At 63.7% G+C, this 23956-nt stretch carries 24 protein-coding genes; 10 read left to right on the forward strand and 14 right to left on the reverse strand.

The window, feature by feature from the left end; genetic code table 11:
• Positions 1–48 precede the first annotated feature (48 nt).
• Positions 49–1362: a hemolysin family protein gene (locus FJ957_RS02220; RefSeq protein WP_140828010.1), complete on the reverse strand. Its 1314-nt coding sequence runs from the start codon at positions 1360–1362 to the stop codon at positions 49–51.
• Between the two features lie 172 nt (positions 1363–1534).
• Complete coding sequence (locus FJ957_RS02225; RefSeq protein ID WP_140828012.1) at positions 1535–2242, reverse strand: LssY C-terminal domain-containing protein; 708 nt, start codon at positions 2240–2242, stop codon at positions 1535–1537.
• 136 nt (positions 2243–2378) lie between these two features.
• Between FJ957_RS02225 and FJ957_RS02230 the strand changes: the two genes are divergently transcribed.
• Complete coding sequence (locus FJ957_RS02230) at positions 2379–3062, forward strand: gamma-glutamylcyclotransferase (protein ID WP_210243230.1); 684 nt, start codon at positions 2379–2381, stop codon at positions 3060–3062.
• A gap of 1 nt (position 3063) precedes the next feature.
• Here the strand turns inward: FJ957_RS02230 and FJ957_RS02235 are convergent, their stop codons facing one another.
• The 3 genes from FJ957_RS02235 to FJ957_RS02245 all read right to left on the reverse strand — a co-directional run bounded on the left by FJ957_RS02235 (position 3064) and on the right by FJ957_RS02245 (position 5579).
• A complete protein-coding gene (locus FJ957_RS02235) occupies positions 3064–3894 on the reverse strand; it encodes an extensin family protein (RefSeq protein ID WP_140828016.1) in 831 nt (276 codons plus the stop codon).
• A gap of 137 nt (positions 3895–4031) precedes the next feature.
• Entirely contained in the window at positions 4032–5078 is a 1047-nt protein-coding gene (locus FJ957_RS02240) for an extensin family protein (RefSeq protein ID WP_140828021.1), read from the reverse strand.
• Between the two features lie 75 nt (positions 5079–5153).
• A complete protein-coding gene (locus FJ957_RS02245; RefSeq protein ID WP_140828023.1) occupies positions 5154–5579 on the reverse strand; it encodes a DUF3775 domain-containing protein in 426 nt (141 codons plus the stop codon).
• 178 nt (positions 5580–5757) lie between these two features.
• Here FJ957_RS02245 and FJ957_RS02250 point away from each other — a divergent pair, with 178 nt between their 5' ends.
• Both FJ957_RS02250 and greA read left to right on the forward strand, forming a co-directional pair.
• Positions 5758–6294 (forward strand): tetratricopeptide repeat protein, encoded by a 537-nt coding sequence (locus FJ957_RS02250; protein WP_140828025.1) that lies wholly within the window; start codon positions 5758–5760, stop codon positions 6292–6294.
• 264 nt (positions 6295–6558) lie between these two features.
• The gene (gene greA, locus FJ957_RS02255; protein ID WP_027168132.1) at positions 6559–7032 is read left to right on the forward strand and encodes a transcription elongation factor GreA; all 474 of its coding nucleotides are present in this window, start codon (positions 6559–6561) and stop codon (positions 7030–7032) included.
• 4 nt (positions 7033–7036) lie between these two features.
• Here the strand turns inward: greA and waaC are convergent, their stop codons facing one another.
• From waaC to rfaD, 3 genes are read right to left on the reverse strand one after another with little or no spacing between them, the layout of a single operon-like run.
• Positions 7037–8011: a lipopolysaccharide heptosyltransferase I gene (waaC, locus tag FJ957_RS02260; RefSeq protein ID WP_140828027.1), complete on the reverse strand. Its 975-nt coding sequence runs from the start codon at positions 8009–8011 to the stop codon at positions 7037–7039.
• Entirely contained in the window at positions 8008–9015 is a 1008-nt protein-coding gene (gene waaF / locus FJ957_RS02265) for a lipopolysaccharide heptosyltransferase II (RefSeq protein WP_140828029.1), read from the reverse strand. The genes waaC and waaF overlap by 4 nt, the downstream gene beginning before the upstream one ends.
• Positions 8988–9938, reverse strand: a complete 951-nt coding sequence (gene rfaD / locus FJ957_RS02270) for an ADP-glyceromanno-heptose 6-epimerase (RefSeq protein WP_140828031.1) — start codon at positions 9936–9938, stop codon at positions 8988–8990. The genes waaF and rfaD overlap by 28 nt, the downstream gene beginning before the upstream one ends.
• A gap of 154 nt (positions 9939–10092) precedes the next feature.
• Between rfaD and FJ957_RS02275 the strand changes: the two genes are divergently transcribed.
• The 4 genes from FJ957_RS02275 (at position 10093) to FJ957_RS02290 (ending at position 13560) form a co-directional block, all read left to right on the forward strand.
• Positions 10093–10725: a LysE family translocator gene (locus FJ957_RS02275; RefSeq protein ID WP_140828033.1), complete on the forward strand. Its 633-nt coding sequence runs from the start codon at positions 10093–10095 to the stop codon at positions 10723–10725.
• A 127-nt stretch (positions 10726–10852) separates the two neighbouring features.
• Positions 10853–12337: a D-glycero-beta-D-manno-heptose-7-phosphate kinase gene (gene rfaE1 / locus FJ957_RS02280; protein WP_140828035.1), complete on the forward strand. Its 1485-nt coding sequence runs from the start codon at positions 10853–10855 to the stop codon at positions 12335–12337.
• A 7-nt stretch (positions 12338–12344) separates the two neighbouring features.
• A complete protein-coding gene (locus FJ957_RS02285) occupies positions 12345–12917 on the forward strand; it encodes an SIS domain-containing protein (protein ID WP_140828037.1) in 573 nt (190 codons plus the stop codon).
• A 76-nt stretch (positions 12918–12993) separates the two neighbouring features.
• The gene (locus FJ957_RS02290) at positions 12994–13560 is read left to right on the forward strand and encodes an HAD-IIIA family hydrolase (protein ID WP_348642533.1); all 567 of its coding nucleotides are present in this window, start codon (positions 12994–12996) and stop codon (positions 13558–13560) included.
• 74 nt (positions 13561–13634) lie between these two features.
• Here the strand turns inward: FJ957_RS02290 and FJ957_RS02295 are convergent, their stop codons facing one another.
• On the reverse strand, positions 13635–14099 hold the full coding sequence (locus FJ957_RS02295) for a hypothetical protein (protein WP_140828041.1): 465 nt from the start codon (positions 14097–14099) through the stop codon (positions 13635–13637).
• Between the two features lie 11 nt (positions 14100–14110).
• Positions 14111–14587, reverse strand: a complete 477-nt coding sequence (locus FJ957_RS02300) for an Lrp/AsnC family transcriptional regulator (protein WP_140828044.1) — start codon at positions 14585–14587, stop codon at positions 14111–14113.
• Positions 14588–14862: 275 nt separating this feature from the next.
• On the opposite strand from FJ957_RS02300, the gene trxB reads away from it, so the two are divergent.
• Together trxB and FJ957_RS02310 are read left to right on the forward strand one after the other, a co-directional pair.
• The gene (gene trxB, locus FJ957_RS02305; protein WP_140541479.1) at positions 14863–15837 is read left to right on the forward strand and encodes a thioredoxin-disulfide reductase; all 975 of its coding nucleotides are present in this window, start codon (positions 14863–14865) and stop codon (positions 15835–15837) included.
• 72 nt (positions 15838–15909) lie between these two features.
• Positions 15910–16806 (forward strand): LysR family transcriptional regulator, encoded by an 897-nt coding sequence (locus FJ957_RS02310; protein WP_027168144.1) that lies wholly within the window; start codon positions 15910–15912, stop codon positions 16804–16806.
• Positions 16807–16824: 18 nt separating this feature from the next.
• Here the strand turns inward: FJ957_RS02310 and FJ957_RS02315 are convergent, their stop codons facing one another.
• The 3 genes from FJ957_RS02315 to FJ957_RS02325 all read right to left on the reverse strand — a co-directional run bounded on the left by FJ957_RS02315 (position 16825) and on the right by FJ957_RS02325 (position 21817).
• A complete protein-coding gene (locus tag FJ957_RS02315; RefSeq protein ID WP_140828046.1) occupies positions 16825–17325 on the reverse strand; it encodes an isoprenylcysteine carboxylmethyltransferase family protein in 501 nt (166 codons plus the stop codon).
• Positions 17326–18015: 690 nt separating this feature from the next.
• Complete coding sequence (locus FJ957_RS02320) at positions 18016–20064, reverse strand: elongation factor G (protein ID WP_140828048.1); 2049 nt, start codon at positions 20062–20064, stop codon at positions 18016–18018.
• A gap of 202 nt (positions 20065–20266) precedes the next feature.
• Complete coding sequence (locus tag FJ957_RS02325; RefSeq protein ID WP_140828050.1) at positions 20267–21817, reverse strand: EAL domain-containing protein; 1551 nt, start codon at positions 21815–21817, stop codon at positions 20267–20269.
• A 403-nt stretch (positions 21818–22220) separates the two neighbouring features.
• Between FJ957_RS02325 and FJ957_RS02330 the strand changes: the two genes are divergently transcribed.
• Positions 22221–22616 carry a cupin domain-containing protein gene (locus FJ957_RS02330; protein WP_140828052.1) on the forward strand — a complete coding sequence of 132 codons (396 nt, stop codon included), beginning with the start codon at positions 22221–22223 and terminating at the stop codon, positions 22614–22616.
• Between the two features lie 56 nt (positions 22617–22672).
• Here FJ957_RS02330 and FJ957_RS02335 read toward each other — a convergent pair whose 3' ends face one another.
• Positions 22673–23875, reverse strand: coding sequence for a pyridoxal phosphate-dependent aminotransferase (locus tag FJ957_RS02335; protein ID WP_140828054.1), 1203 nt, complete (start codon positions 23873–23875; stop codon positions 22673–22675).
• Positions 23876–23956: the final 81 nt, after the last annotated feature.

The raw sequence follows: 23956 nt of genomic DNA on the forward strand, positions 1-23956 counted from the left end.
AGGTGAACGTCGGCCAAAGCCGGAAGTTCATCTAGCAAGCTGTTCCGGCTACCGCCGCGCCACCGGGCGATGGCCGCCGGGCAGGCGGGTGGCGATCAGCTTGTCGATGCGGCGGCCGTCGAGGTCGACCACCTCGAAGCGCCAGCCTTGCGCGTCGACGCACTCGCCGGTCGTCGGCAGATGGTGGAGATGCGACAGCACATAGCCGGCGACGGTTTCGTAGTCGCGGTTTTCGGGCAGGTCGATGCCCAGCACCTCAGCCATCTCGTCGGCCTGCATATAGCCGGCCAGCAGCCACGAGCCGTCATCGCGCTTGACGGCGTTCTCTTCCTCGCCCGCCTCGAGGTCGGAGCGGAACACGCCGGTAATGGCCTCGAGGATGTCGGCCGGCGTGACGATGCCTTCGAAATGGCCGTATTCGTCATGAACGAGCGCCATTGGCACGTCCGATTCCCTAAGCTTCTGCAGCACGTCGAGCGCGTCGGCCTGGTCATGCACGATGGGGGCGACGCGCACATGCTGGCGTGGATCCAGCACCCTGCCGGCGAGAAGGGCGGCCAGGACGTCGCGCGTCTGGATGACGCCGACCATGGCGTCGACATTGCCGTCGCCGACGGGCAGGCGCGAGTGCTGGGTATCCATCAGAAGCTTTTTGACGGCGTTCTCGTCGGACTGCAGGTTCAGCCAGTCGACCTCGGTGCGCGGCGTCATGACGGCGCGCACGGCGCGGTCGCCGAGGCGCATGACGCCGGCGATCATGCGGCGCTCGTCGGATTCGATGGTGCCGTGATGCTCGGCCTCGGCGACCAGCATCTTGATCTCCTCGTCGGTGACCTTCTCTTCCGCCTCGCCAGCCTGGCCGAGCAGCCACAGAACGGCGCGGCCGGAAATGTCGAGCAGGAAGACGAGCGGCGCCGAGATGGTGGCAATAATGGTCATTGCGGGCGCCGCGCGGACGGCGACGCGCTCGGGATCGCGCAGCGCGATCTGCTTCGGCACAAGCTCGCCGACGATCAGCGAGGCATAGGTGATGATCGCGACGACGATGCCGACGCCGACGGGGTCGGCGATGTTTTCGCGGATGCCGGTCGTGGCCAGATACTGCGCCAGCCTTTCGCCGAGGGTCGCGCCCGAGAACGCGCCCGAAAGAACGCCGACGAGCGTGATGCCGATCTGCACCGAGGACAGGAATTTGCCGGGGTTCGAGCCCAGCGCCAGCGCGCGGCCGGCGCCCTTGACGTTGCGGTCGATCATCGCCTTGAGGCGGGCGGGCCGCGACGAGACGATGGCGAGCTCCGACATTGCCAGAAGGCCGTTCACGCAGATGAGGACGGCAACGACGGCGATTTCAACATAAAGCATGGGCGGTCAATAGCATTGGTGCAGCGCATTCGAAAATAGCTTGTCGGTATTTTTGGAACATGACAGGCGCGCTGTTCAAGCCGCATCCCAGATCGGCGCCGAGAAATGCCCGACAAGCGCATCGATGACGACGCGCACCTTCGGCGTCAGCGCACGCGTGACGGGCGCGCCGTCATTGCGGCGTCTTCAGCACGCCGATCACGGCCATGCCGTCGGTGAAATAGGGATCGCCGCCGCCGTTGCGTCCAGTCTTGGTGGTGCCGATCCCCGGTATCTCGCTGGTGGATGCCAGCAAACCAGCGGCCTTCAGGTCGCCGACCAGGAAGTCGCGCTCGGCGTCGATGTCGGGGCCGATATGATGGGTGACGGCGCCCGTATCGTGGCTGAGGCCGACGCCGCGATCGAAGCTGGCGGCGCCCAGCCAGAGCGGGCGGCCGTCGTCGCCGACCGTGTCCGTCTGCCAGAAGCGGACATGATGGCGCCGGTCGGCGCTGTCGCCGGCCGGTTTCTCGAAGGCAAGATCCTGAGCGCGGCCCTCGAACAAAAGGCGGCTCATCGGTGCATCGGGGTAGGGGCGGGAAAACAAGACGCTTTCGCCGATATCGATCGCGGTGCGCAGCGTCACGGCATCGGCCGTATCCCAGCCGGCGACGGCGAAGGCGTGGACGACCTGCTTTTCGGTGCCGACCAGGCCGACATTGATCGGGTCGCCGGGAATGCCTTGCGGCGTATGCGTCACCATCTCGAAGGGCCGGGTGCGGAAGCCGCGCTCCCGCCAAGTCCAGAATTCCGGCGCGGCGAGATAGGCGAGCGCCAGATAGAAGGCGCAAAACGCCGCCAGCCAGATCGCCGCGCGCCGCCTCAGGTTTCTTTGGCTCATGGATGCCACCCGACCCCGTCCGGCATCTGTTGCGCTACTATCATGGGAAATCAATGGCCAGCGATCTGGAGATCATTTATCATTAGCTACCGCTAAAGGGGCGCCAATGGAGCGGATAAGGACAAGCCACGGGAAAATGGCGCTGACCGCGGAGCTTGTCGCGAGGGTCGAGCGCATGGAGCCAGATCCCGGTCCCGAACCCGGAACAAGCGAGCACAGCGACGCCGAATTTGACGATCTGGCCGAACAACTGCTTGCGCAATATCGGCCTGAGACGCTCTGGATCTTTGCCTATGGCTCGCTGATCTGGAATCCGGAGTTCATCTATGAAGAGCAGCGTCCAGCCACCGCACCAGGGTGGCATCGCTCATTCTGCCTGACGCTGACACGTTGGCGCGGAACGCGTGAGTTGCCGGCGCTGATGCTGGCGCTCGACCGGGGAGGCAGTTGCAACGGCATCGCCTACCGGCTGCCGTCGGAGGACCATTTTGGGCAAATCGTCCAACTGCTTCGTCGCGAAATAGACGCGAACCCGCCGACCAACGTACCCTGCTGGATCAAGCTCCGGACCAAGGACGGACCGTTGCGTGCACTGGCCTTTGTCGCCGCACCCCAAGGAAGGGCCTATGCCGGCAAGCTGGCGCTGGAGCAGGTTGCGCACACGCTGGCGCGCGCCGCCGGGCATTGGGGCTCCTCGGCGCAATATCTTTTCCGAACGGTCGCCAAGCTGGAGGAAAGCGGGATTCGCGACAGAAACCTTTGGCGTATCCAGGATCTGGTCGCCCGGCAGATCATCGCCGCCACCGAAGCCCGAGGCTGATCTAGCGGCAGGCGCGGTAGCCGCTCTTGCGGTTTTTGATGTCGAAATGGAAATGGTTGCGGTGGTCGTAGTTGTAGCCGGGGCCGAGCACTGTCGTGAAATACTCGCAACCGTCGGCGCGCACATTGTTGAGGAAGCCGCGCGTGCGGAAGGCGAACAGGCCGGGCTTGCGGACATCGATGTCGTCGCCATTGTTGAGCTCGATGCTCATGACGTCGAGCGCGTTGCCCTTGCCGTGCTCGGAGAGGACGCCTTCGCCGGCGATGTTGCGGCAGGAATAGCTGGAGCCCTGGTGGATCGCCTTGACGCCGGAGAAATAGCGCCAGCGGGCGGCCGGCTGCAGCTCGTTCTTCGTCCAGGCGGCAAAGGTGGCGGCCATGTTGCAGGTCAGCGTTGCGGCCGGCTTCATGGCGACGCTGCCGATGGCCGAGACCTTTACCGGGAAATCGATACCGCACTGGCCTTCATGGATCGGCTGGATGTCCTGATAGACGACGCCCATCCGCTTCAACTCGTTGCGGCAGTCGATCTCGCTGGCCGGCAACTGCTCGCCGGGCGACATCGGCTCGTCCATGCGCGGATAGGCGGCCTCGGTCATGTAGGGATTGGACGGAACGAGGCGCTGCATTCCGGAATATTGCGGCGCGTCGGGCTGCGGCACGGCTGCCGTCTGGCTGCCGACGTCGACGGCCGGCTGCAGCGCAAAGACGTCGCCCGTCGTACAGGCCGATATCGTCGCGATGGCAACGCCCGCGGCCAGCCCTGCGATCGTGACGCGCGCACGCTTGTTCCGTAGCGCCAAGCCAAGCATGGCGCCAAGTCTTCGAGCCATTGAAAGGCATCCTTGTCCCCGAATGGCACAAGATTAATCGCCAAGAGTAAAGGAAAGATCAGCGGCGCCATTCACGCATGCGGCGGAATTGCGGCGCTGTTCTTGCTGGGAGCGACTCGAAACTTTCGAGATCATTCTTATTGGCAAAAAGTGCCGCCGTGGCGGCGTGGTTCCAGGTCGAGGTGGAAATGCAGCGCGTGGTCGGGATCGGCGCCTGGTCCGAGCACCGTCTTGAACGGCCCGCAGGCAGCCTTGCGCACCGCGTCGAGGAATTTTGCGTCCTTCTCCGGCGGCGTCGGCCCGACCTCGATCTTCCTGCCGTCCGACAGGGTGAAGCCGGCGATGTCGAGCGCGTTGCCGAAGGCGTGTTCCGACAGTTTGCGGGTGCCATGGCGCGGGCGGCAGACAAAGGCCGAGCCCTGGTCGATCGACTTCAAGTCGGCGCCGAGCTCGGCCTTTGCCGTGGGTTGGACGATTTCGGCCATGAAGCGCGCCGCCGCCTCGGCCATCTGGCAGTTGAGCTCGGCGCCGGGACTGATGCCGATGGATTTGCCAAGTGTTTTCAAAATTATCGGATAGGGAATCGAGCAACCGATTTCCGCGTCGTGCTCGGCCTTATGCTCCTCGAACCTGATGCCCAGCGCCTTCAGCCTTTCCCGGCATGCGGTTTCTTCCGCAGGCATCTTGTCGGCCGGCATATCGGCCGAGCGCGGATCGGGAAGCATCTTTTCCTCGCCCGGCGGTTCGGGTTTTTCCGATGGCTGCGGCCCGGTTTCCGGCGGCTCGGGTTCAAGTTCGGTGGGCCTCTGCGGGGGTGTGGGCACGACATCCGGCGTCTGCGGTTCGGATTGCGTCCGCGGCGCGGATCGAGCGCTCTTCGAACGTGGCGGGCGGGCATCCCATTTCGGGTGCGACTTGTCCTGGTTGAGAAAGTCGTCATTGCTGTCGATGCGGCTTTTGTCTCGCCCGGACCTATCGGCGCTGTTCTCCATATCCTGCGGACGCGACCCCGGAACCGCTGTCGCCGCAGGCGTTTGCGGCGCCGGAGCGGCGCTCTGACCGGCCGGCGGCAGGTGCCTCTTATGCCGATGATGATGCTTGGCGGTGGCCGGCGTAACCAGCAGGATCGCAGCCGCCACAGGCAGCGCCAGTCTGCAAAATCGTGAAAGGCTCAGCGTTGCCATCGCCCGGAAACGGCGGTCGCGTTGCGAAGTTGCCTGCGCGACCCGCCTTGCCGATCACAATCGGTTACCGGCGCGTTACGCACCGATGGCTTCAAGGCCTTCCTCCAGCCAATCGGCAAGCATCGGCAGGCCAAGCAGATACTTGGCCGTGCGCTTCCTGGGACGCTCCCTGGCCGTGGCCACCGCGTCCGCCCATTCGGATGCGTCATAGTCGCCGCGTCCGACCCAGGCGAGCGCGATCAGCTCGGCCGCTTCGTCGATATTGAGATCGTTGATCAGCTCGCGGAATTCCTCCTCGGTGAGGTCTTCCGAAGCTTCCTCGACAAGGCCGTCATGGTGATGGCTGGCATGGGTGTCGCCGTCGAACTCGACCTCGTGCTCGGCACCGTCGTCATAGTCCTCGTTTACGGCGGCGCTCAGCGCCTTGGCCTTGAGGATGAACAGGCGCACCGTGTCCGGATCGATCGAAAGGTCCCACTCCTTATCGAGGCGCTGCTGCACGGTTCCTTCTCCACGTGATGCGCTTGGCCCGATGATAGCGGAATTAAAGCGCGCGTCACGTCCGGAGGTAACGGCTTCTGTCCGGCCGTCCAAAATAGTTCGGCAGCTACCCGCATTTCAGGATGAAACCGCGCCAAGGCGGCGTTAATCTGGCATTGTCACGCTCATGGAGGCTTCGATGCGCAGACGTTTGCTTGTTCAGGTCATGGCTATCGCGGCGCTGCCGCTATTCGTTGCGCCGGCTTTTGCAGCTGGTGAAGGCGGCAGCAGCGGTGGCCAGACGACCACCACCTGCAAGAAGGGCGAGGTTTGGGACAAGAAAAAGAAGAAATGCGTCGTGCCGCAATATGGCATGCTGGACGACGACAGCATCTATGAGGCCGGCCACGATCTGGCGATGGCCGGGCGCTATGACGAGGCGATCTCGGTGCTGACGCTGGCCGCCAACAAGCAGGATCCGCGCATCCTCAACTATCTCGGTTATTCGCATCGCCATTCCGGCCGCGTCACGGTCGGCCTTGGCTATTACGAGGAAGCGCTTCGCATCGACCCGAACTACACGCTGGTGCGCGAATATCTCGGTGAAGCGCATCTGCAGATCGGCGATCTCGCCGGCGCGCAGCAGCAGCTCGAGGAAATCGAAAAGCGGACCGGCAAGGGCTCGCGCGAATACGGCATGCTGTCCGAGGAGATCGATCATTTCCTGAGGAGCTGAACAGGGCTCGACGTCTCTCGAACCGGCTGTGATTGCTCACAGCCGGTTTTTGTTGCCCGCCGTCAGCCGCGGGCCCGCGAAAGCGGTGATCATTTTGCCGAACTTCAATTTTTGGGCGTGAAAATCGCGCGAAGATCGCTATATTCAGGGAAATTGTGGTGAAACGGTTCCGTTAGCCCGAGGCTGCCGGACCGTTTTCTTTTTGTACCCATTTGACAAGGCTGCTCCCGAAAAGCGGGGGTGGCGGCAGGAAAGGTCAGGCATATGATCAAGGTCCCGATGACAGGCGAGGGGTTCGCGTCATTGAAGGAAGAACTTCGCTGGCGTCAGCAGGAGGAACGTCCCCGTATCATCGAGGCGATCTCCGAAGCGCGCTCGCATGGCGACCTGTCGGAAAATGCCGAATATCACGCGGCGAAGGAGTCGCAGAGCCACAACGAAGGCCGCATCAACGAGCTCGAGGATCTGATCGCGCGGGCCGAGGTTATCGACGTCTCCAAGCTTTCCGGCGACAAAGTGAAGTTCGGCGCGACCGTCGTGCTCGTCGACGAGGACACCGAGGAAAAGAAGACCTACCAGATCGTCGGCGACCAGGAAGCGGACGTGAAGTCCGGCCGCATCTCGATCTCCTCGCCGATCGCGCGGGCGCTCATCGGCAAGGAAGTCGGCGACGCCATCGAGGTCAATGCTCCGGGTGGCGCCAGAGGCTACGAGATCGTCCAGGTGCAGTTTATCTAGCAGCTCAGGCTGGCGCCTTCAATCGAAGCGCCAGCAGCCGTTCCGCTTCCGCTATCACCTCAGCCGCCGTGACCTTGCCGCTGGCCGGCGCCATCAAGGTCGACGCAAACTTCCCGCGCGGGCCGGTGAGACCCGGTTCCGTCGCCAGGAAGATGGCGACCGTCGGCAGGCCGAAGGCGCTGGCGAGGTGGGTGAGGCCGGTGTCGGCGCCGATGACCAGCGTCGAACGGCCGAGGATCGCGGCGACGTCCGCGAGCGGCGATTTGGCAACCAGTACCGTCCCTGGCACGGTACCGGCAACGGCTTCCGCCACTTTCTTTTCCGCCTCGTTCGACCAAGTGACCACCGGCGTGAACTGCCGGTCGGCCAGCTGGTGCGCGGTTTCGATCCAATCCTCGACCGGCCATTTCTTGTCCTCGCGGCTGGTGCCGTGCAGCAGGAGGGCGGTTCTGCCTTCAATGCCGGCCGGATTGCCCGCCGGCGGCACGATGCCGGAGTCGAGCGTCGACAGGTCAGGCTGGTAGCCAAGCGCCAGCCCGAACAGCCGCCTGGTGCGCTCGATGGCATGCAGGTCGCGCGGCACGGCATATTTGCGCTGATAAAACAGCGTCGCCGATGGCTCGCGGGCGCTCGCCCGGTCGAAGCCGGCAATCGGCGCGCCGGCCTGTATGGCGACCAGGGCCGACTTCAACAAGCCTTGGGCGTCGATGACAAGATCGTAGCGGGAGGCGCGCAGCGCTTTGCGCAGTCCGGCGATCTCGCGCCATGTGGCGCCGTCCAGAAGCCGCTTGCGCCAGCGCCGGACCGCCACCTTGTGAATCACTCCAATGGCCGGGTGCAGCGCCACGATCCCGGCAAACGTCTCCTCCACGCACCAGTCGAAATTTATGTCGGGGCGGTTGCCCACCGCGTCCTCGACGGCGGGAAAGGTGTGAATGGCATCGCCCATCGACGATGTCTTGACGATCAGCACTTTCATGCGGCCGCCGGAACCTCGAGCAAGCGGTCGGCCGCGGCTGTAACGCGGGCGACATCGAGCGTCTTCAGGCAGTTGAGATGGCCGAGCGGGCAGACCTTCTTGTGGCATGGTGAGCAGGACAGATGCAGCCAGATCAGCTCGGAGAGTTCGCTGAGCGGCGGCGTGTTTTGCGGCGAGGTCGAACCGTAGACGGCCACGATCGGGGTGCCGACGGCGGCCGCGACATGCATCAGCCCGCTGTCGTTCGACACCGCAAGCTTCGCCGCGGCGATCAGGTCGATGGCGTCCTCCAGCCGCGTCTTGCCGGCAAGGTCGACGGCGCCCGGGGCAAGTGCTGCGATCTCACCGGTCACGTCGGCATCGTTCTTCGAGCCGAGCAGGACGACGCCCAGTCCCCTGGCCATCATGTCCCGGGCAAGCCCGGCATAATGATCGCTCGGCCAGCGCTTTGCCGGGCCAAATTCGGCGCCGGGCATGAGCGCAACGAATTTCTGGCCCGCCAGCCCGAAGCGCGCCAGCAAATCGGCCTGGTTGGCTTTGTCGACGGTAAGCCTCGGCGCGCGAAAGGTGCCCCCCCGCGCGAGGCCGAAATAGGCGCGCGCCGTGCGCCGTTTCAGCGCTTCGGGCAGCGGCACGACATCGGTCAGCAGGCCATAGCGCATCTCGCGCAAATTGCCGACACGATGTGGAATGCGGGCAAAGAACGGGATCAGCGCCGATTTCCAGCTTCCCGGCAGCACATAGGCCATGTCGTAGCGGCCGCGCAGCAGGCGGCCGAAGCGCCGGCGGCTGCGGAATTCGAGCGCTCCCGGCATCAGCGGAAAGTCGATCTGGCTGCGTATCTCGGGCATGCGCTTGACCAGCGGTGCCGCCCAGGCCGGCGCCAGCACGTCGATGGCGGCGTGCGGATGCTTTTCCTTCAGCGCCGCAAACAGGCACTGCGCCATGACCATGTCGCCCACCCAGCGTGGGCCGATCACGAGGATCGTTGGGCCTTCAGCCATTCGACATAGTCCCTGACGCCGGTTTCGACTGCGCGGAATTGGCCATTGTAGCCGGCCGCGCGCAAGCGGGACATATCAGCCTGCGTGAAACTCTGGTAGCTGCCCTTGAGGTGATCGGGAAAGGGGGTGAACTCGATCTCCCCCTTGCCCAGCGTGTCGATGACCGTCTCGGCGATGGCACGGAACGGCTGGGCACGGCCGGTGCCGCAGTTGAAGATGCCGCTCGCGCCGCGTTTCCAGAGCCACAGATTGACCTCCGCCACGTCGCCGACATGGATGAAGTCGCGGCTCTGCTCGCCGGGGCCGAAATCGCCATAGGCGCCGAACAGCTTCGGGTTTTCGCCACGCTCGACCTGGTTGAAGAGATGGAAGGCGACCGAGGCCATGGCGCCCTTATGCGCCTCGCGCGGCCCGTAGACATTGAAATAGCGCAGGCCGGCGACCTGCGAATGCTCGGTATCGAAGACAGTACGGCGGACATAGTCGTCGAACAGCTTTTTCGAATAGGCATAGACATTGAGCGGCCGCTCGAATTCCGGCTCCTCGCGGAACTCGCTGCCGCCGCCATAGACCGACGCCGAGGAGGCATAGAGGAAGGGCACGCGCAGGGCCAGGCAGGCATGCAGGAGCCGCTTCGAATAGGCGTAATTCACCTCCATCATGAACTTGCCGTTCCATTCGGTGGTGGTCGAGCAGGCGCCTTGATGGAAGACGGCCTCGATGCGGCCGAGCGCGCCGTCCTCGAGCCGGGCGAGAAAATCGTCCTTGTCGAGATAGTCGGCGATGCGCAGGTCGGCGAGGTTGGCGATCTTGTGGCCGTCGGTGAGGTCGTCGACGACGACGATGTCGTCATGCCCCTCGGCGTTGAGAGCGGCGACGATGTTGGAGCCGATCATGCCGGCGCCGCCCGTGACAATGATCATGCTTTTCAGCCTTGCTCCGTTGCCGATTCCGGCCCTTATAGGGGAGGTGGACGGGAGTGTCGATAAAGCAGGCGCTCCGGTGCATCACAGTGAAGCCGCAAAAGCTCCCGCTTCAGTAGGCATTCGCTACCCGCAGTACCATGAGGGACCAAGAATGCCGTCGACAGAGCTGCTCATCGCGTTTTTCGCCACAACCGCGATTTTCGCCTATATCCCGGGCCCCGCTATGCTCTACGCCGCGGCGCAGACGATGGCGCGCGGGCGCTGGTCCGGGCTGACGGCGGCGCTGGGCATCCATCTCGGCGGCTATTTCCATGTCTTCGCTGCCGCCGCCGGCCTGTCCGTGCTGTTCCACGCCGTGCCGCCGCTCTACATGGCGGTCAAGCTCATCGGCGCGCTCTATCTGATCTGGCTCGGCGTTTGTCTCTTCCGCAAGCGCGCGGATGGCGAGACGGCGCTGCCCACGATCGAGCGGAAATCGGCCCGCCGCGCCTTTTTCGAGAGCATCACCGTCGAGGTGCTCAATCCCAAGACGGCGATCTTCTTCATGGCGTTCCTGCCGCAGTTCATCGACGCTTCCGCGGCGTTGCCGGTCTGGCTGCAGTTCGTGGTGCTGGGAACCATCGTCAATCTGATGTTTTCCTCGGCCGACATCGCCTGCGTGTTCCTGGCCGGCGCGATGATCGCCCAGCTGCGGCGCTCGGGCCGGGCGCAGCGCCTGATGCAGCGGGCGGGCGGGGCCGTGCTCGTCGGGCTCGGCGTTCATGTCGCCCTGCAGAAGAGCTGAGGCAGGCGGATCGGCGTTGCGCTGGCCCAAATTGCGGTATATCGGCATCGCCTTGAATAGCCCACGCCACAATTCCGGCGCTGAAACCTAATCAAGTCCGGCCGTCTTCAGGCAGACCTCGAGTGAGATGATCAAGCACCATCCGCCTTCTCCGGAACCTTTGCATCGCACCATCGCCCGGTTCGGCGACGTCACCGTGCTGGTGGTGGGCGATTTCATCCTCGACCGCTTCGTCAGCGGCGTGATCGAGCGCATCTCGCCGGAAGCCCCGATCCCCGTGCTGCACGGAAAGGGCGAGACATTGAACATGGGCGGCGCCGGCAATGTCGTTTCCAACATCGTTTCGCTGGGTGCTGCCGCCATCCCAGTTTCGGTGATCGGCGCCGACCAGGCGGGTAACAATCTGATGCGGATGCTCAGCGAGATCGGCGTCGACGCGGACGGGCTCTTGCAGCGCCAGGACCGTATGACCTCGTCGAAAAGCCGTTTCAGCGCGCTCAACCAGCAGGTGCTGCGTTTCGATGAGGAAGAGATCAAGCCGCTCACCTCCGCCGAGCGGGCGAAGCTCATCGACCATTTCCAGGCAGCGCTTGGTCGTGCCGACATCGTCATCCTCTCCGATTACGGCAAGGGCATCCTGCTCGATGGGGTCGCCGGCGAGCTGATCGCGATCTGCCGCGATGCCGGCAAGCCGGTGCTGGTCGATCCGAAGGGGCGCGACTATGCGCGCTATGCCGGCGCCACGGCTGTGACGCCGAACCGCAAGGAGCTTGGCGAGGCGGTCGGGCGCAAGGTGTTCGGCGACGAGGAGATCGTGGCCGCGGCGCGCGACCTGATCGCCACGCATGATTTCGAGTTCATCGTCGCCACCCGCAGCGAAAAGGGCATGAGCGTGGTCTCGGCCGAGGATGCCCGTCACATCTCCACCCAGGCGCGCGAAGTGTTCGACGTCTCTGGCGCTGGCGACACGGTCATCGCCAGTTTCGCACTGTCGCTCGCCGCCGGCGCCGACCGGGTGCATGCGGCCGTCATCGCCAACGCGGCCGGCGGCGTGGTCGTCGGCAAGCGCGGCACCGCGCGGCTGAACGTCGAGGAATTGTCCGGCGCGCTGTTCCGCTCACATGGGCCGACGGCTCATACTGATGCCATTCTTGACGCCAATGCGGCGGCCAGGATGGTTGCCGCCTGGAAGGAAGAAGGCCTCACGGTCGGCTTCACCAATGGCTGCTTCGACATCCTGCATGCCGGCCATGTCAGCCTGCTGCATGCCGCGCGCAGCCAGTGCGACCGGCTGGTGCTCGGCCTCAACAGCGACGCCTCGGTGCACCGGCTGAAGGGGCCGGGGCGCCCGGTCAACAACCAGCATGACCGCGCTTGCGTGCTGGCAGCACTTGCCTCTGTCGATGCCGTCGTCGTCTTCGAGGAAGACACGCCGCTGAAGCTGATCGAGGCGCTTTTGCCGGACATCCTGGTCAAGGGCGCGGATTACACGGTCGAGACCGTGGTCGGTGCCGATGTCGTGCAGAAGGCGGGCGGGCGCGTGGTGCTGGTCGATCTCGTCGCCGGCAAGAGCACGACGAACACGATCGGCAAGCTGCGTGCCGCAAACTGAGGATCTCATGTCTGACTTGAACGATTATCTTGTCCGCTCCGCGGCGGCGATCTCGGCGATGGTCGAGCGCGATCTCACCGGCGAGATGGAGCGCGCGGTGAGCACCGTGGTGACGGCGCTTTCGCAAGGCAAGGCGCTGCTGATCTGCGGCAATGGCGGCTCGGCCAGCGATGCCATCCACATCGCCGGCGAGCTGGTCGGCCGCTTCCTGAAGGAGCGCAAGGCCTATAACGTCATCGCGCTGCCGGCCAATGCCGCGGTGCTGACGGCCTGGGGCAACGACTACGGCTTCGACACCGTGTTCTCGCGCCAGGTCGAGGCGCATGGTTCGGAAGGCGCGGTGCTGCTCGCCATCTCGACCAGCGGCAATTCACCGAGCATCCTCGCCGCGGCGGAGCAGGCGCGGGCGATGGGCATGACGGTTATCAGCCTGACCGGCGAGACCGGCGGCAAGCTCAGGCCGCTGACCGACATCCTGCTCAACGTACCGTCGACCTCGACGCCGATCATCCAACAGGGGCATTTGTGCCTCTATCATCATCTGTGCGAGGCGGTCGAAGCGCGTCTCAGCAATGGCTGAGGGCGAGGCCGCCTTTCCGCTCGTCGAGCCCGGCCTATGGGTGGAGCGCATAGACGCTAGGACTTTCCCCCCCGGGATGCCAGCGCTTTTCCTCGATCGTGACGGCACCATCAACGTCGACACCAGCTATCCGAGCGATCCTGCCGATATCGTGCTGCGGCCGGAAATGCTGCCCGTCATTAGGACCGCCAATCTGGTTGGGCTTCCCGCCATCATCGTCTCCAATCAATCGGGCATAGCGCGCGGCTATTTCGGCTGGTCGGAGTTCGCGGCGGTCAACGGCAGGCTCCTGGAGCTTCTTGAGGCAGAGAAATGCCAGCTCGATCTTGTGCTTGCCTGCGCCTATCATTCAAGCGGCACAGGCATTCTGGCGGCAGGCGACCATCCCATGAGAAAGCCTAATCCCGGCATGCTTCTGCACGCACGCGATCTATTGGGTTTGGATATGGGTCGGTCGATCATTGTCGGCGACAAGGCCGATGATATGGAGGCCGGCCGGCGTGCCGGACTGCGCGACGGATGGCATGTCGGGAGCAAGTTCAACCGAAAATCCGGCGACGTCGCCTTCGTCGAGCATAAGCTCATAACAGGCAACGACCATCGAAGGCTTTGCGATCTTATCGCGGGGCTTGGCAGGGCTTAGAACGTTTCACTGCCGCCCGGATCTCGGGCCTTGTGCCGATCAGTTTGTTATAGGGCATGCATGGAGTACTGGAGCTAGAGACATGCGGTGCTGCCATAGCCTCGAACACGAGAAAGTTTGCCGGTTTCACCTGTCATCCATTTGACGTAGATGTGGGCGCGGCATATCCCGCCGATCATCCATTGGTATTCCATTTGATTTCCGCCGTCATAGCAGGGCGTATGGACTGTTAGCGGGGGCACCTCTGCTTCCTTCTCCGGCGGAACACAATCGGATGGCGGCGGTGGGATGTCTTGAAATCCTTCCTTTGACAACGAAGACTTCAGATCGCTCACGGCGGTTCCCAAAGGAAAGCTCGTTTGGAGAATCTGTGTGATGGCCGAGTCTTGCGCCACCTGGTCCACGGGATTTCGGCTTGCGAACAGTTGCGAGAACATCTCAGGCGGATGCCAATTGTTGGTTATGTAAATCCAGCTGAGCAACGAACACAGCACAGCGACTGGTGTGACCACGCAAGTGGCCAGCGCCCAGACCACCATGCGCCTCGTTGTCATCCGCCGAACGCCACCAGGCCCTCATCCTTGACGCGGCGGATGGTCAAGGCGGTGCGCACGGTGTCCACATTAGGGGCCGAAGCTAGCTCCTCGATGACGAAGGTCTGGAAGGTGCCGAGGTCGCTTGCCACGCAATGCAGCAGGAAGTCGGATTCGCCCGACACCATCCAGGCGTCGCGCACGATCGGCCAGCCGCGCGTGCGCTCGGCGAAGGCTTTCAGTTCGGCATCGGCCTGATGATGCAGGCCGATCAGGCAGAAGGCCACGACATCCATGCCCAGTGCCGGGGCGTTGAGAAGCGCGCGGTAGCCGCGGATGATGCCGGCCTCTTCCAACCGCCTGACGCGGCGCAGGCAAGGCGGCGCCGAGATGCCGACCCGGCTCGACAATTCGACATTGGTCATGCGGCCGTCGCCCTGCAGCTCGCGCAGGATCTTCCAGTCGATGGCGTCCAGATCGGCTTTCAGCGGCATGAAGGGCTTTCGCGCAAGAATCTTTCGCAATTTTGTAATTTGGTTTCGCGCCGGAGGCCATAGCTTTGCGATGATTTTCTCCCTGTTTCGAGGCATGTGGTGATCCCTGGGCCGCGCACACCTCTGGCGCCATGCATCGGTGACGGGCGGCGATATGGCCCGATATGCGGGGAACGAAGCTTTCCGGGGACGAAGGCCAACCTGCCTTGCTGGTCCCACGGGCAACACTTACATTACGCGCGACAAACCACGGCTGCGCGCCGCAGGGGACTTTCATGAACACCAAACATGCGCCCGTTCTTATCATCGGTTCCGGCCCGGCCGGTTACACGGCAGCGGTCTACGCCGCGCGCGCCATGCTGAAGCCGATGCTGGTCGCCGGCCTGCAGCAGGGTGGCCAATTGATGATCACTACCGACGTCGAGAACTATCCCGGCTTCGCCGATCCGATCCAGGGCCCCTGGCTGATGGAGCAGATGCTCAAGCAGGCCGAGCATGTCGGCACCGACATCATCAACGACATCATCACCGAGGTCGACCTCAACGTGCGGCCGTTTCGCGCCACAGGCGACTCCGGCACGGTCTACACGGCGGACGCCTTGATCATCGCCACCGGCGCGCAGGCCAAGTGGCTGGGCATCCCGTCGGAGCAGACCTTCATGGGCTTCGGCGTTTCGGCCTGCGCCACCTGCGACGGCTTCTTCTATCGCGGCAAGGACGTCGCGGTGGTGGGCGGCGGCAATTCCGCGGTCGAGGAGGCGCTCTATCTGTCGAACCTCGCCAAGAGCGTCACCGTCATCCACCGGCGCAGCGATTTCCGCGCTGAGCGCATCCTGCGCGAGCGGCTGCTCAAGAAGGACAATGTCCGCGTTATCTGGGACACGGTCGTCGACGAGATCACCGGACGGCCGGGCAAGGCGCCGCTGCCGCCCTCGGTCGAGGGCCTGACGCTGCGCAACGTGGTGACCGGCCAGGAATCGAAGCTGCCGGTCGACGGCGTGTTCGTCGCCATCGGCCATGCGCCAGCGGTGGAACTCTTCGCCGGCAAGCTGAAGCAGAAGCCGAACGGCTATCTGTGGACGGCGCCCGATTCCACCCGCACCGATGTGCCCGGCGTCTTCGCCGCCGGCGACGTCACCGACGACGTATACCGCCAGGCGGTGACAGCGGCCGGGCTTGGCTGCATGGCGGCGCTCGAGGCGGAAAAATATCTGGCGGGTATCGAGGTTCACCGCGAAGCCGCGGAATGACAGATCGGCTGAAAGAAGCCGTTTAAAAGCCTGATTTTTCATTCAGACGCCAAAGGCAACGCGAGGGGAATCATGGCGCTGGACTGGGACAAATTACGCGTATTTCACGCCGCGGCGGAGGCTGGGTCATTCACCCATGCCGCCGAGACGTTGCATCTGTCGCAATCGGCTATTTCGCGGCAGGTCAGCGCGCTGGAGCATGATGTCGGCGTCGCGCTGTTTCACCGCCATGCGCGCGGCCTGGTGCTGACCGAGCAGGGCGAGATGCTGTTCCGCACGGCGCATGACGTGCTGATGAAGCTGGAAACGATCAAGACGCGGCTGACCGAGACCAAGGACCGGCCGTCGGGCGTGCTCAGGGTAACGACCACGGTGGGCCTCGGCGCCGGTTGGCTGACCGAACGGGTGCAGGAATTCATCGAGCTCTATCCCGAGATCAGCCTGCAGCTGATCCTCGCCAATGAAGAGCTCGACCTCACCATGCGCCAAGCCGATTGCGCGATCCGGCTGCGCCAGCCGCAGCAGCCCGACCTTATCCAGCGCCGGCTGTTCACGGTGCATTTCCACCTTTATGCGGCGCCGTCCTATATCGCCAAATTCGGCAGGCCCGCCTCGATCGCCGAGCTCAGGAACCACCGCATCGTCACCTTCGGCGTGCCGGTGCCTTCGCATCTGTCGGAGCTGAACTGGCTGGAGACCGTCGGCGATTTCGAGGGCGCGCAGCGGGTGCCGACGCTGCAGATCAACGACATCCTGTCGATCAAGCGGGCAGTGCAGGGCGGCGCCGGCATAGCCATGCTGCCGGACTATGTGATCAACAAGGACTCGAACCTGGTGCAACTGCTGCCGGAGACCGAGGTGCCGTCCTTCGATACCTATTTCGCCTATCCCGACGCGATGAAGAATCAGGCGAAGCTGCACGTTTTTCGCGATTTCATCATCGCCAAGGCCCGTAGCTGGTCTTACTAAAAACGCCCGGCCGAGAAACTACTGCCCGCGCCACGGCGTCAGCCGTGGCAGCCAGCCGGGGACGGCGCGGCGGTAGGTTTCGTATTCCGCGCCATAGCGGTTGGTGAGCGTCGGCTCTTCATAGATCTTGACGAAGGAGACCATCGCCGCGGCGGCGACCAGGCCGTAGACCAGCACCGCCCAACTCGAAAAGATCAGCGCCTGGCCAAGGATGATCGCCAGCACGGCCACGTACATGGGGTTGCGCACATGGCGGTAGATGCCGCCGACGACCAGTTTCTCGGTCGGCGCCACGGGAGCGGGCGTGCCCAGCCCCTCGAGGGCAAAACGGGCAAAGGCATGAAGCAGGAGGGTGGCGGCTCCGACCACGAGAAGCGAGCCCGCAGGCACGAAGCTCGGCAGAGCCGACAGAGGTTTGCGATAGTGGTCGGTCAAGAGCCACGGCGCCAGGCCGGCGACGACGCCGGGCGCAACGACAAGGAATAGCGCGCTACCGGCGATTGCTGAAAAAGTTCGCATCATCGGTCTCCTGCCGTAAAAATAAACTCGGCGTGCCGAAATCGACATCATTTCGCCGACTCGCATATTTCCGAGCAAAATCGGCTCGATTTTGCATTTAAGCAGTCGCTTTATGGCCGGAAACGCACCGGAATCGGCGATTTTTCTGGTCCTATGGGTCCCGGGAATAGGTTGGACCACAGCCTGCGTCTTTTTGCATGCGTGTGTTGCAAAATAGATGCTTGTTTCTTGGGCATGATGAGCACATATATAGTGACATCTCTAGGGCGCGTTCTCCTCCCATTAGCGCCCTCGAGTGTTCCCCTCTGGAGGTTAGCCTTAATCGGCACTTCCAATCAACTCAGCCGGATCTTTATTGATCCGGCTTTTTTGTTGCCCGCGTGCCTTCGAGCCGGGAAAAAAACGACCGGATCCACCACGTAACAGTGACATGTAACATCGGGTAACATGCCGCGGACGCACTCTATGGTTTAAGTAGAGAATAGGACGCGGTTGGTCGGTTCGGGAGATGGGGGCATCACTCGGAAGACCGGGCTCAGGCAAGCACCGCGTCCGAACCATTTTTTCCGGATGCGGCGGACCAGCCGTTGCCTCCCAGGAAAACGGTCCGCAATAGGAACGGCGCCCGGATCATTCGGACGCCGTTTTCATATCTTCAACAGAAGTCTGTCAGGCAGGCCGAGCTGCTAGTCAGGCCGCTTTGCCGTTGGCGTTCATCGCCTCGTCGGCGAGCCGGCCGGTGAGCTCGGCCATGTGGTCGAAAGCGGCCCTGTAGCTGGCGACGCCGGCGGTCGCCGAGCGCAGCTCGATGATCAGGTCACCGATCTCGGCCTGCGGCATGGTCGCCTCGACGACGTCCCAGCCGGGCCAGTCGGGCCTTGCATCATAGCCCAGGATCTGGCCGCGCCGCTGCGGGATCAGCGCGATGATCTTCGAGGTTGCGTCCGAAGGCGTGACGATCTCGACCTTCATCACCGGCTCCAGCAGGACCGGCGAACAGGCGGTCATGCCTTCCTTCATCGCGAGCTTCGCCGCCATCTGGAAGGCCATGTCGGAGGAGTCCACGGCATGGTAGGAGCCGTCCGACAGGTTGACGGCGACGTCGACGACCGGGAAGCCGAGCGGGCCTGTCTTCAGATAGTCGCGGATGCCGGTCTCCACCGACTGAATGTAGGTTTTCGGCACCACGCCACCGGTGATGGTGTCGGAAAACTGGAAGCCGGACCCGCGTGGCAGCGGCTTGATCTCGATCACCACGTCGCCGAACTGGCCGTGGCCGCCGGACTGCTTCTTGTGGCGGCCGCGCTGCTGCGCTCCTTTGCGGATCGTCTCCCGGTAAGGCACCGCCGGGGCATGACCCTCGATCGGGATCTGGTTCTTGCCCTCGAGGCGCTCGCGCACCACGCGCAGATGCATTTCGCCGTGACCCGACAGGACGGTTTCGGCGGAGTCCTGGTTGTGGCGCAGGCTGAGCGATGGATCTTCCTCGGCAAGCCGCTGGATCGCCGCCGACATCTTGACCTCGTCCTTGCGCTCCTTGGGGCGAAGCGCGAAGGCGAAGACGGGCTGCGGCGGTTCCAGCTTGACCAATGGCCGGATGCCGCCCTTGGCCGAACTCAGCGTCTGGCCGGTCTTGACGTCGTCGAGCTTGCCGAGCGCGACCGTGTCGCCCGCCTTGGCGGATGTCAGCTTCGTCTGGTCCTTGCCGAGCATCTTGTAGATGCCGGAAACCTTTGCCGTGTCGCCGTTGGAAAGGAAGAGCTCGGCCGCGTCGGCCAATTGGCCGGAAAGCACGCGCGACACCGAAAGCTTGCCGCCATGCGCGGTGTGGATGGTCTTCATCACCTGCACCACCGTCTGGCCGTCCGGCGCGCCAAGGCGCTTCCTGGTTGCCTCGACATCGGGCGCGTCGTGGCGAATGGCCTTCAACAGGCGCAGCACGCCATTGCCCTTCTCGGCCGTGCCGATCAGCACCGGCGTCACCGCGCCGGCGCGCAGGTCGGCCGAGAGATCATCGAAGATCGCATCCTTCGGCGGCTCGATCTCCTCCAGCAACTGCTCCATCAGGTGATCGTCATGGTCGGCGAGCGTCTCCAGCATGGAGAACCGCGCCTCCAGCTCGCGCGCCTTGTCATCGTTCGCGATGTCGGCGACCTGGCTCTCGGCATATTCGCGGTAGATGTAGGCGCGTTCCAGCGCCAGATCGATCGAACCGACGACGACGCCGTCCTTGCGCACCGGAATCTGGCGCAGCAGCAGCGGCACAGAACTTGCCGGCTGCAGCATCTTCAGCGTGTCGCGCACGCCCGCGATCGCCTTGTCGACCTTGTTGAGGAACAGGATGCGCGGAATGGCGAGATCGTCGAGCTTGCGCATGATGAGCTGGAGCGCCGGGATCTTCTTCTCGTCGGCCTCGGCGACGACGACAGCGAGGTCGCAAGCGGCAAGCACCGGTTCGGCCTCGAAGGCGAATTCGATGGAGCCGGGGCAGTCGACGAAGGTGATCTGCTCGCCCATGAAATCGGTGGTGGCGAAGGTCGCCTCGACGCTCATGGCGTGAGCGCGGGCCTCCGGCGAATGATCGGAAACAGTGTTGCCCGACGAAACTGGTGACTGGCGGGGAATGGCGCCCGTGCGGGCGAGTATTGCTTCGAGAAGTGTCGTCTTACCGCTTGCGAAGGGACCGATTATGGCGATGCATTTCGGTCCCGTGCGTCGTCCTCCGGCGCGAGTACCCATGGCTGACCTCCACTCAGGCGTTTCCCAAGAGAGCGATCAGCAAAAGTGGAAACCGGTTTTGCGTCCGATCGCACCCTATGCAGAGCGGCGGCCGGCCTGTTCGGCCGTCGCGGGCGGGGTTTATCCACCCTTTCCCAAAGCCATCGTCACACGGGTTCGCCGAGAGGGCAAGAAAAATAGGATGTTCGCTGGCTTGGAGTCGTCAGGCCATCATTTCCTGTTGTCGGGCCGTGAGGGCGAGCGGTTCGCGGGCGGCGGCACACAACGCGCTTGCCTTGTCGCGCGGCGCCGGCCTGCCGAAGAAATAGCCCTGGAAGCGGCTGCAGCCGGCGGCCCTGGCGAGCGTGAATTCCTCCGCGGTTTCGACGCCTTCCGCGACGATGGCGATGTCCTGGATGCGGGCGATCTGGGCAAGTGCGGAAACGAAGATCTGCGCCACCTGGTCATGGGCGAGGCTGCGGATGTAGGAGCGGTCGATCTTGACGCTGTCGATGGGCAGCGACTTCAGATAGTTGAAGCCGCAATGGCCGGTGCCGAAATCGTCCAGCGCAATGTGGAAGCCGAGGCCGCGCAGCGCCTCCAGGCGCCTAAGAACTTCGGGCGTCGCGGCCGTCGCCACCGTCTCGGTGATCTCGATGACGAACTGCGATGCGGACCGGCCGGTTTCGCGCAGGATCCGGTCGCACATCGTCACGATCTCGTCGCGCTTCAACTGCTCGCCCGAGACGTTGATCGAGATGCGCCGCCCGGGAAAATGCCCGACATCGGCACAGGCGCGCTTGAAGACCCACTCGCCGATCATGTCGATCAGCGTCGAGCGCTCGGCGATCGGGATGAATTCCGCCGGCGAGATCAAACCGCGCACCGGGTGACGCCAGCGGATCAAGCCTTCCAGCGCGTCGACCGAGCCGTCGGGATCGACGATCGGCTGATAGTGCAGCTCCAACTCGCCGAGATAGACCGCGGCGCGCAGTTCGCGTTCCACCAGCCGGCGATAGCGCTTGTCCGACAGCATCTCCTCGTCGAAAACGGTGATGCGGCCGCGACCGGCGGCCTTGCTTTCGTAGAGCGCGAGATCGGCCAGCAGCATCAATTCGGCGCCGTTCGAAGCATGCAACGGCGCGAGCGCGACACCCACCGAGATCGACAGGGGAATGATCTTGCCTTCATGTCTCTTGCCGGCACGCATCGCGTCCAGCAGCCGGCGCGCGTCCTTGCTGATAATGGCGACATCGCCATGCGGAACCATGATGCCGAACTCGTCGCCGCCGAGCCGGCCGATGACGCCGTCCTCGAAGATACGCTGGGCTTCCGCGACCAGGTGCGCCAGCGCCAGATCGCCGAACTGATGGCCGAATGTGTCGTTGAGCTGCTTGAAATGATCGAGGTCGATCAAAAGCAGGCTTGCCTGGCGACGGTTGCGCAAGCCACCCAGCCAGTCGCCCAATGCTTCAATGAAATAGCGCCGGGTCATGGCCCCGGTCATGGCATCGACGGTGAGGAAGCGATGCTTCTCGGCCTCAGCATCCGCCGCCGACTGCAGGCGCTGGACGACGCTTGAGCGCATATACATCAACACCAGAAGCGCCATTAAGGTCGATGCCACCGATACCGCCAGTGCGCCCGCGCGGGAGGTGTTCTCCGTCAGCGCGAATGCCGCAAGCCCGGTGGCGGCGATGCTCATCACGAGCAAGGCCTGGATGCCGCGATAGATACGGCCGCTGTGATCCTTGATTGTCGCCAAGATACTCATGTCCGCGCCCCCACAGCACGCGACATGGCTAGGACCTCAGCCGTTAACAAACGCTGAGTTCGGCGACCGTTGCGCGGCATTAATCAGCGCTGGATTGAGCGGCGGCGTTTTATGGTTAAAAAGCAACGATTTATGACAGTTTGTTGACCGGCTAACGAGCCTCTATCGGGGGCCTCGACGCGTCGTCAGGCGGCTGAAAAGACCGGTTGCGTCAACAGCGCATCGGGATGAAACTGGTTTGCAAGACGAGGAGCGGTTCACCGTCTCACGGAAACGGTGAAACGCTCCATCTCTTTGTTTTTACGCAATCCGGACGGAAGGTTATGGCGAAGGCGCCGAACTTAGCCGCTCACACTTTTCCTGGAATTGCTCCAGCCAAGCATTATTCGAGAAGGATTGGACGATGAAGATCATTGTGTGCGGCTCAGTGCCGACAGTCATCGCGCCGGACAAATACTTTACCGGGCGGGTGCTGCAGACGGCGATCGTCGAGAAGGCGGCGCCAGCAAGGCTCAGGGCGACGCTGGTCAGCTTCGAGCCCGGCGCGCGCACGCATTGGCACACGCACCCGCTTGGGCAGACGCTCTATGTCACCTCCGGCGCCGGGCTTGCCCAGACCTGGGGCGGGCCGATCGAAGAGATCAGGGCAGGGGATGTCGTTTCCTTCGCGCCGGGCGAAAAGCACTGGCATGGCGCCGGGGCGAAAACCGCCATGACCCATATCGCCATGCAGGAGGCGCTGGACGGCGTCCATGCCGACTGGCTGGAAGCGGTCACGCCGGAGCAATATGGCGGCTAAGGCCAACAAAAAACCCGGCCGAAGCCGGGTTTTCCGATATGACAGCGTGCGCGCGATCAGGTCAGCGACGCGGTAAAGCGCTGGATGCGCGTGCAGGCTTCTTCCAGCAAGGCATCCGAGGTGGCGTAGGAGATGCGGAAGTTCGGCCCCAGCCCAAAGGCCGAGCCGAACACCACCGCCACACCTTCGGCCTCGAGCAGCTCCGCGCAGAAGGCCTCGTCGGTGTCGATGACCTTGCCGGCCTTGGTCTTCTTGCCGATCAGCTGGGCGCAGGACGGGTAGACATAAAAGGCGCCTTCCGGCGACGGGCAGGAGATCCCGCGCGCCTGGTTGAGCATAGAGACGACGAGGTCGCGCCGGCCTTGGAAGATCGCCTTGTTCTTGGCAATGAAATCCTGCGGCCCGTTGAGCGCCTCGACGGAAGCCCATTGCGCGATGGTGCAGGCGCCCGACGTCTGCTGGCCCTGGATCATGTCCATCGCCTTGACGAGCGCCACCGGGCCGGCGGCATAGCCGATGCGCCAGCCGGTCATGGCATAGGCTTTCGACACGCCGTTCATGGTCAGCGTGCGCTCATAGAGATTCGGCTCGACCTCGGCGATGGTCTTGAAGACGAAGTCGCCATAGGTCAGGTGCTCATACATGTCGTCGGTCAGCGTCCAGACATGCGGATGCTTGAGCAGCACGTCGGCCAGCGCCCGCAATTCGGCCTCCGTGTAAGCGGCGCCCGAGGGGTTCGACGGCGAATTCATCAACAGCCATTTGGTCTTCGGCGTGATCGCCTTTTCCAGCACTTGCGGTGTGAGCTTGAAGCCGTCGTCGATCGAGGTGTCGGCGAACACCGACGTGCCGCCGCAGATCGCCACCATTTCGGGATAGCTCACCCAGTAGGGGCGTGGGATGACGACTTCGTCGCCAGGGTTCAGCGTCGCCATGAAGGCGTTGAACAGGATCTGCTTGCCGCCGGTGCCGACGATGGTCTGCTCCGGCCGGTAGTCGAGGTTGTTCTCGCGCTTGAACTTCCTGGCGATCGCCTCGCGCAGCGGCACGATGCCGGAGACCGGCGGATATTTGGTCTCGCCGCGGCGGATCGCCTCGATCGCCGCGTTCTTGATGTTGTCCGGCGTATCGAAATCCGGCTCGCCGGCGCCGAGGCCGATCACGTCACGGCCGGCATTTTTCAGCTCGCGCGCTTTCTGCGTCACCGCGATGGTCGCGGAAGGCTTAACGCGGGAAAGGGCGTCGGCGAGAAAGGCCATGACAAAATGTCTCCTAGGAAAGCGGCCAGGAGCGGCCGCGGCGCCTCTCATGTCGCATCGTGGCGCGGAGCGCAAGCATTG

It is taken from the genome of Mesorhizobium sp. B2-4-6 (assembly GCF_006442775.1).
Taxonomy (GTDB): Bacteria; Pseudomonadota; Alphaproteobacteria; order Rhizobiales; family Rhizobiaceae; genus Mesorhizobium.

Coding starts and splice junctions, on each gene's coding strand:
- FJ957_RS02220 (WP_140828010.1), bottom strand. CDS start 1,362: ATGCTTTATGTTGAAATCGCCGTCGTTGCCGTCCTCATCTGCGTGAAC.
- FJ957_RS02225 (WP_140828012.1), bottom strand. CDS start 2,242: ATGAGCCAAAGAAACCTGAGGCGGCGCGCGGCGATCTGGCTGGCGGCG.
- FJ957_RS02230 (WP_210243230.1), top strand. CDS start 2,379: ATGGCGCTGACCGCGGAGCTTGTCGCGAGGGTCGAGCGCATGGAGCCA.
- FJ957_RS02235 (WP_140828016.1), bottom strand. CDS start 3,894: ATGGCTCGAAGACTTGGCGCCATGCTTGGCTTGGCGCTACGGAACAAG.
- FJ957_RS02240 (WP_140828021.1), bottom strand. CDS start 5,078: ATGGCAACGCTGAGCCTTTCACGATTTTGCAGACTGGCGCTGCCTGTG.
- FJ957_RS02250 (WP_140828025.1), top strand. CDS start 5,758: ATGCGCAGACGTTTGCTTGTTCAGGTCATGGCTATCGCGGCGCTGCCG.
- greA (WP_027168132.1), top strand. CDS start 6,559: ATGATCAAGGTCCCGATGACAGGCGAGGGGTTCGCGTCATTGAAGGAA.
- waaC (WP_140828027.1), bottom strand. CDS start 8,011: ATGAAAGTGCTGATCGTCAAGACATCGTCGATGGGCGATGCCATTCAC.
- waaF (WP_140828029.1), bottom strand. CDS start 9,015: ATGGCTGAAGGCCCAACGATCCTCGTGATCGGCCCACGCTGGGTGGGC.
- rfaD (WP_140828031.1), bottom strand. CDS start 9,938: ATGATCATTGTCACGGGCGGCGCCGGCATGATCGGCTCCAACATCGTC.
- FJ957_RS02275 (WP_140828033.1), top strand. CDS start 10,093: ATGCCGTCGACAGAGCTGCTCATCGCGTTTTTCGCCACAACCGCGATT.
- rfaE1 (WP_140828035.1), top strand. CDS start 10,853: ATGATCAAGCACCATCCGCCTTCTCCGGAACCTTTGCATCGCACCATC.
- FJ957_RS02285 (WP_140828037.1), top strand. CDS start 12,345: ATGTCTGACTTGAACGATTATCTTGTCCGCTCCGCGGCGGCGATCTCG.
- FJ957_RS02290 (WP_348642533.1), top strand. CDS start 12,994: ATGCCAGCGCTTTTCCTCGATCGTGACGGCACCATCAACGTCGACACC.
- FJ957_RS02295 (WP_140828041.1), bottom strand. CDS start 14,099: ATGGTGGTCTGGGCGCTGGCCACTTGCGTGGTCACACCAGTCGCTGTG.
- FJ957_RS02300 (WP_140828044.1), bottom strand. CDS start 14,587: ATGCCGCTGAAAGCCGATCTGGACGCCATCGACTGGAAGATCCTGCGC.
- trxB (WP_140541479.1), top strand. CDS start 14,863: ATGAACACCAAACATGCGCCCGTTCTTATCATCGGTTCCGGCCCGGCC.
- FJ957_RS02310 (WP_027168144.1), top strand. CDS start 15,910: ATGGCGCTGGACTGGGACAAATTACGCGTATTTCACGCCGCGGCGGAG.
- FJ957_RS02315 (WP_140828046.1), bottom strand. CDS start 17,325: ATGCGAACTTTTTCAGCAATCGCCGGTAGCGCGCTATTCCTTGTCGTT.
- FJ957_RS02320 (WP_140828048.1), bottom strand. CDS start 20,064: ATGGGTACTCGCGCCGGAGGACGACGCACGGGACCGAAATGCATCGCC.
- FJ957_RS02325 (WP_140828050.1), bottom strand. CDS start 21,817: ATGAGTATCTTGGCGACAATCAAGGATCACAGCGGCCGTATCTATCGC.
- FJ957_RS02330 (WP_140828052.1), top strand. CDS start 22,221: ATGAAGATCATTGTGTGCGGCTCAGTGCCGACAGTCATCGCGCCGGAC.
- FJ957_RS02335 (WP_140828054.1), bottom strand. CDS start 23,875: ATGGCCTTTCTCGCCGACGCCCTTTCCCGCGTTAAGCCTTCCGCGACC.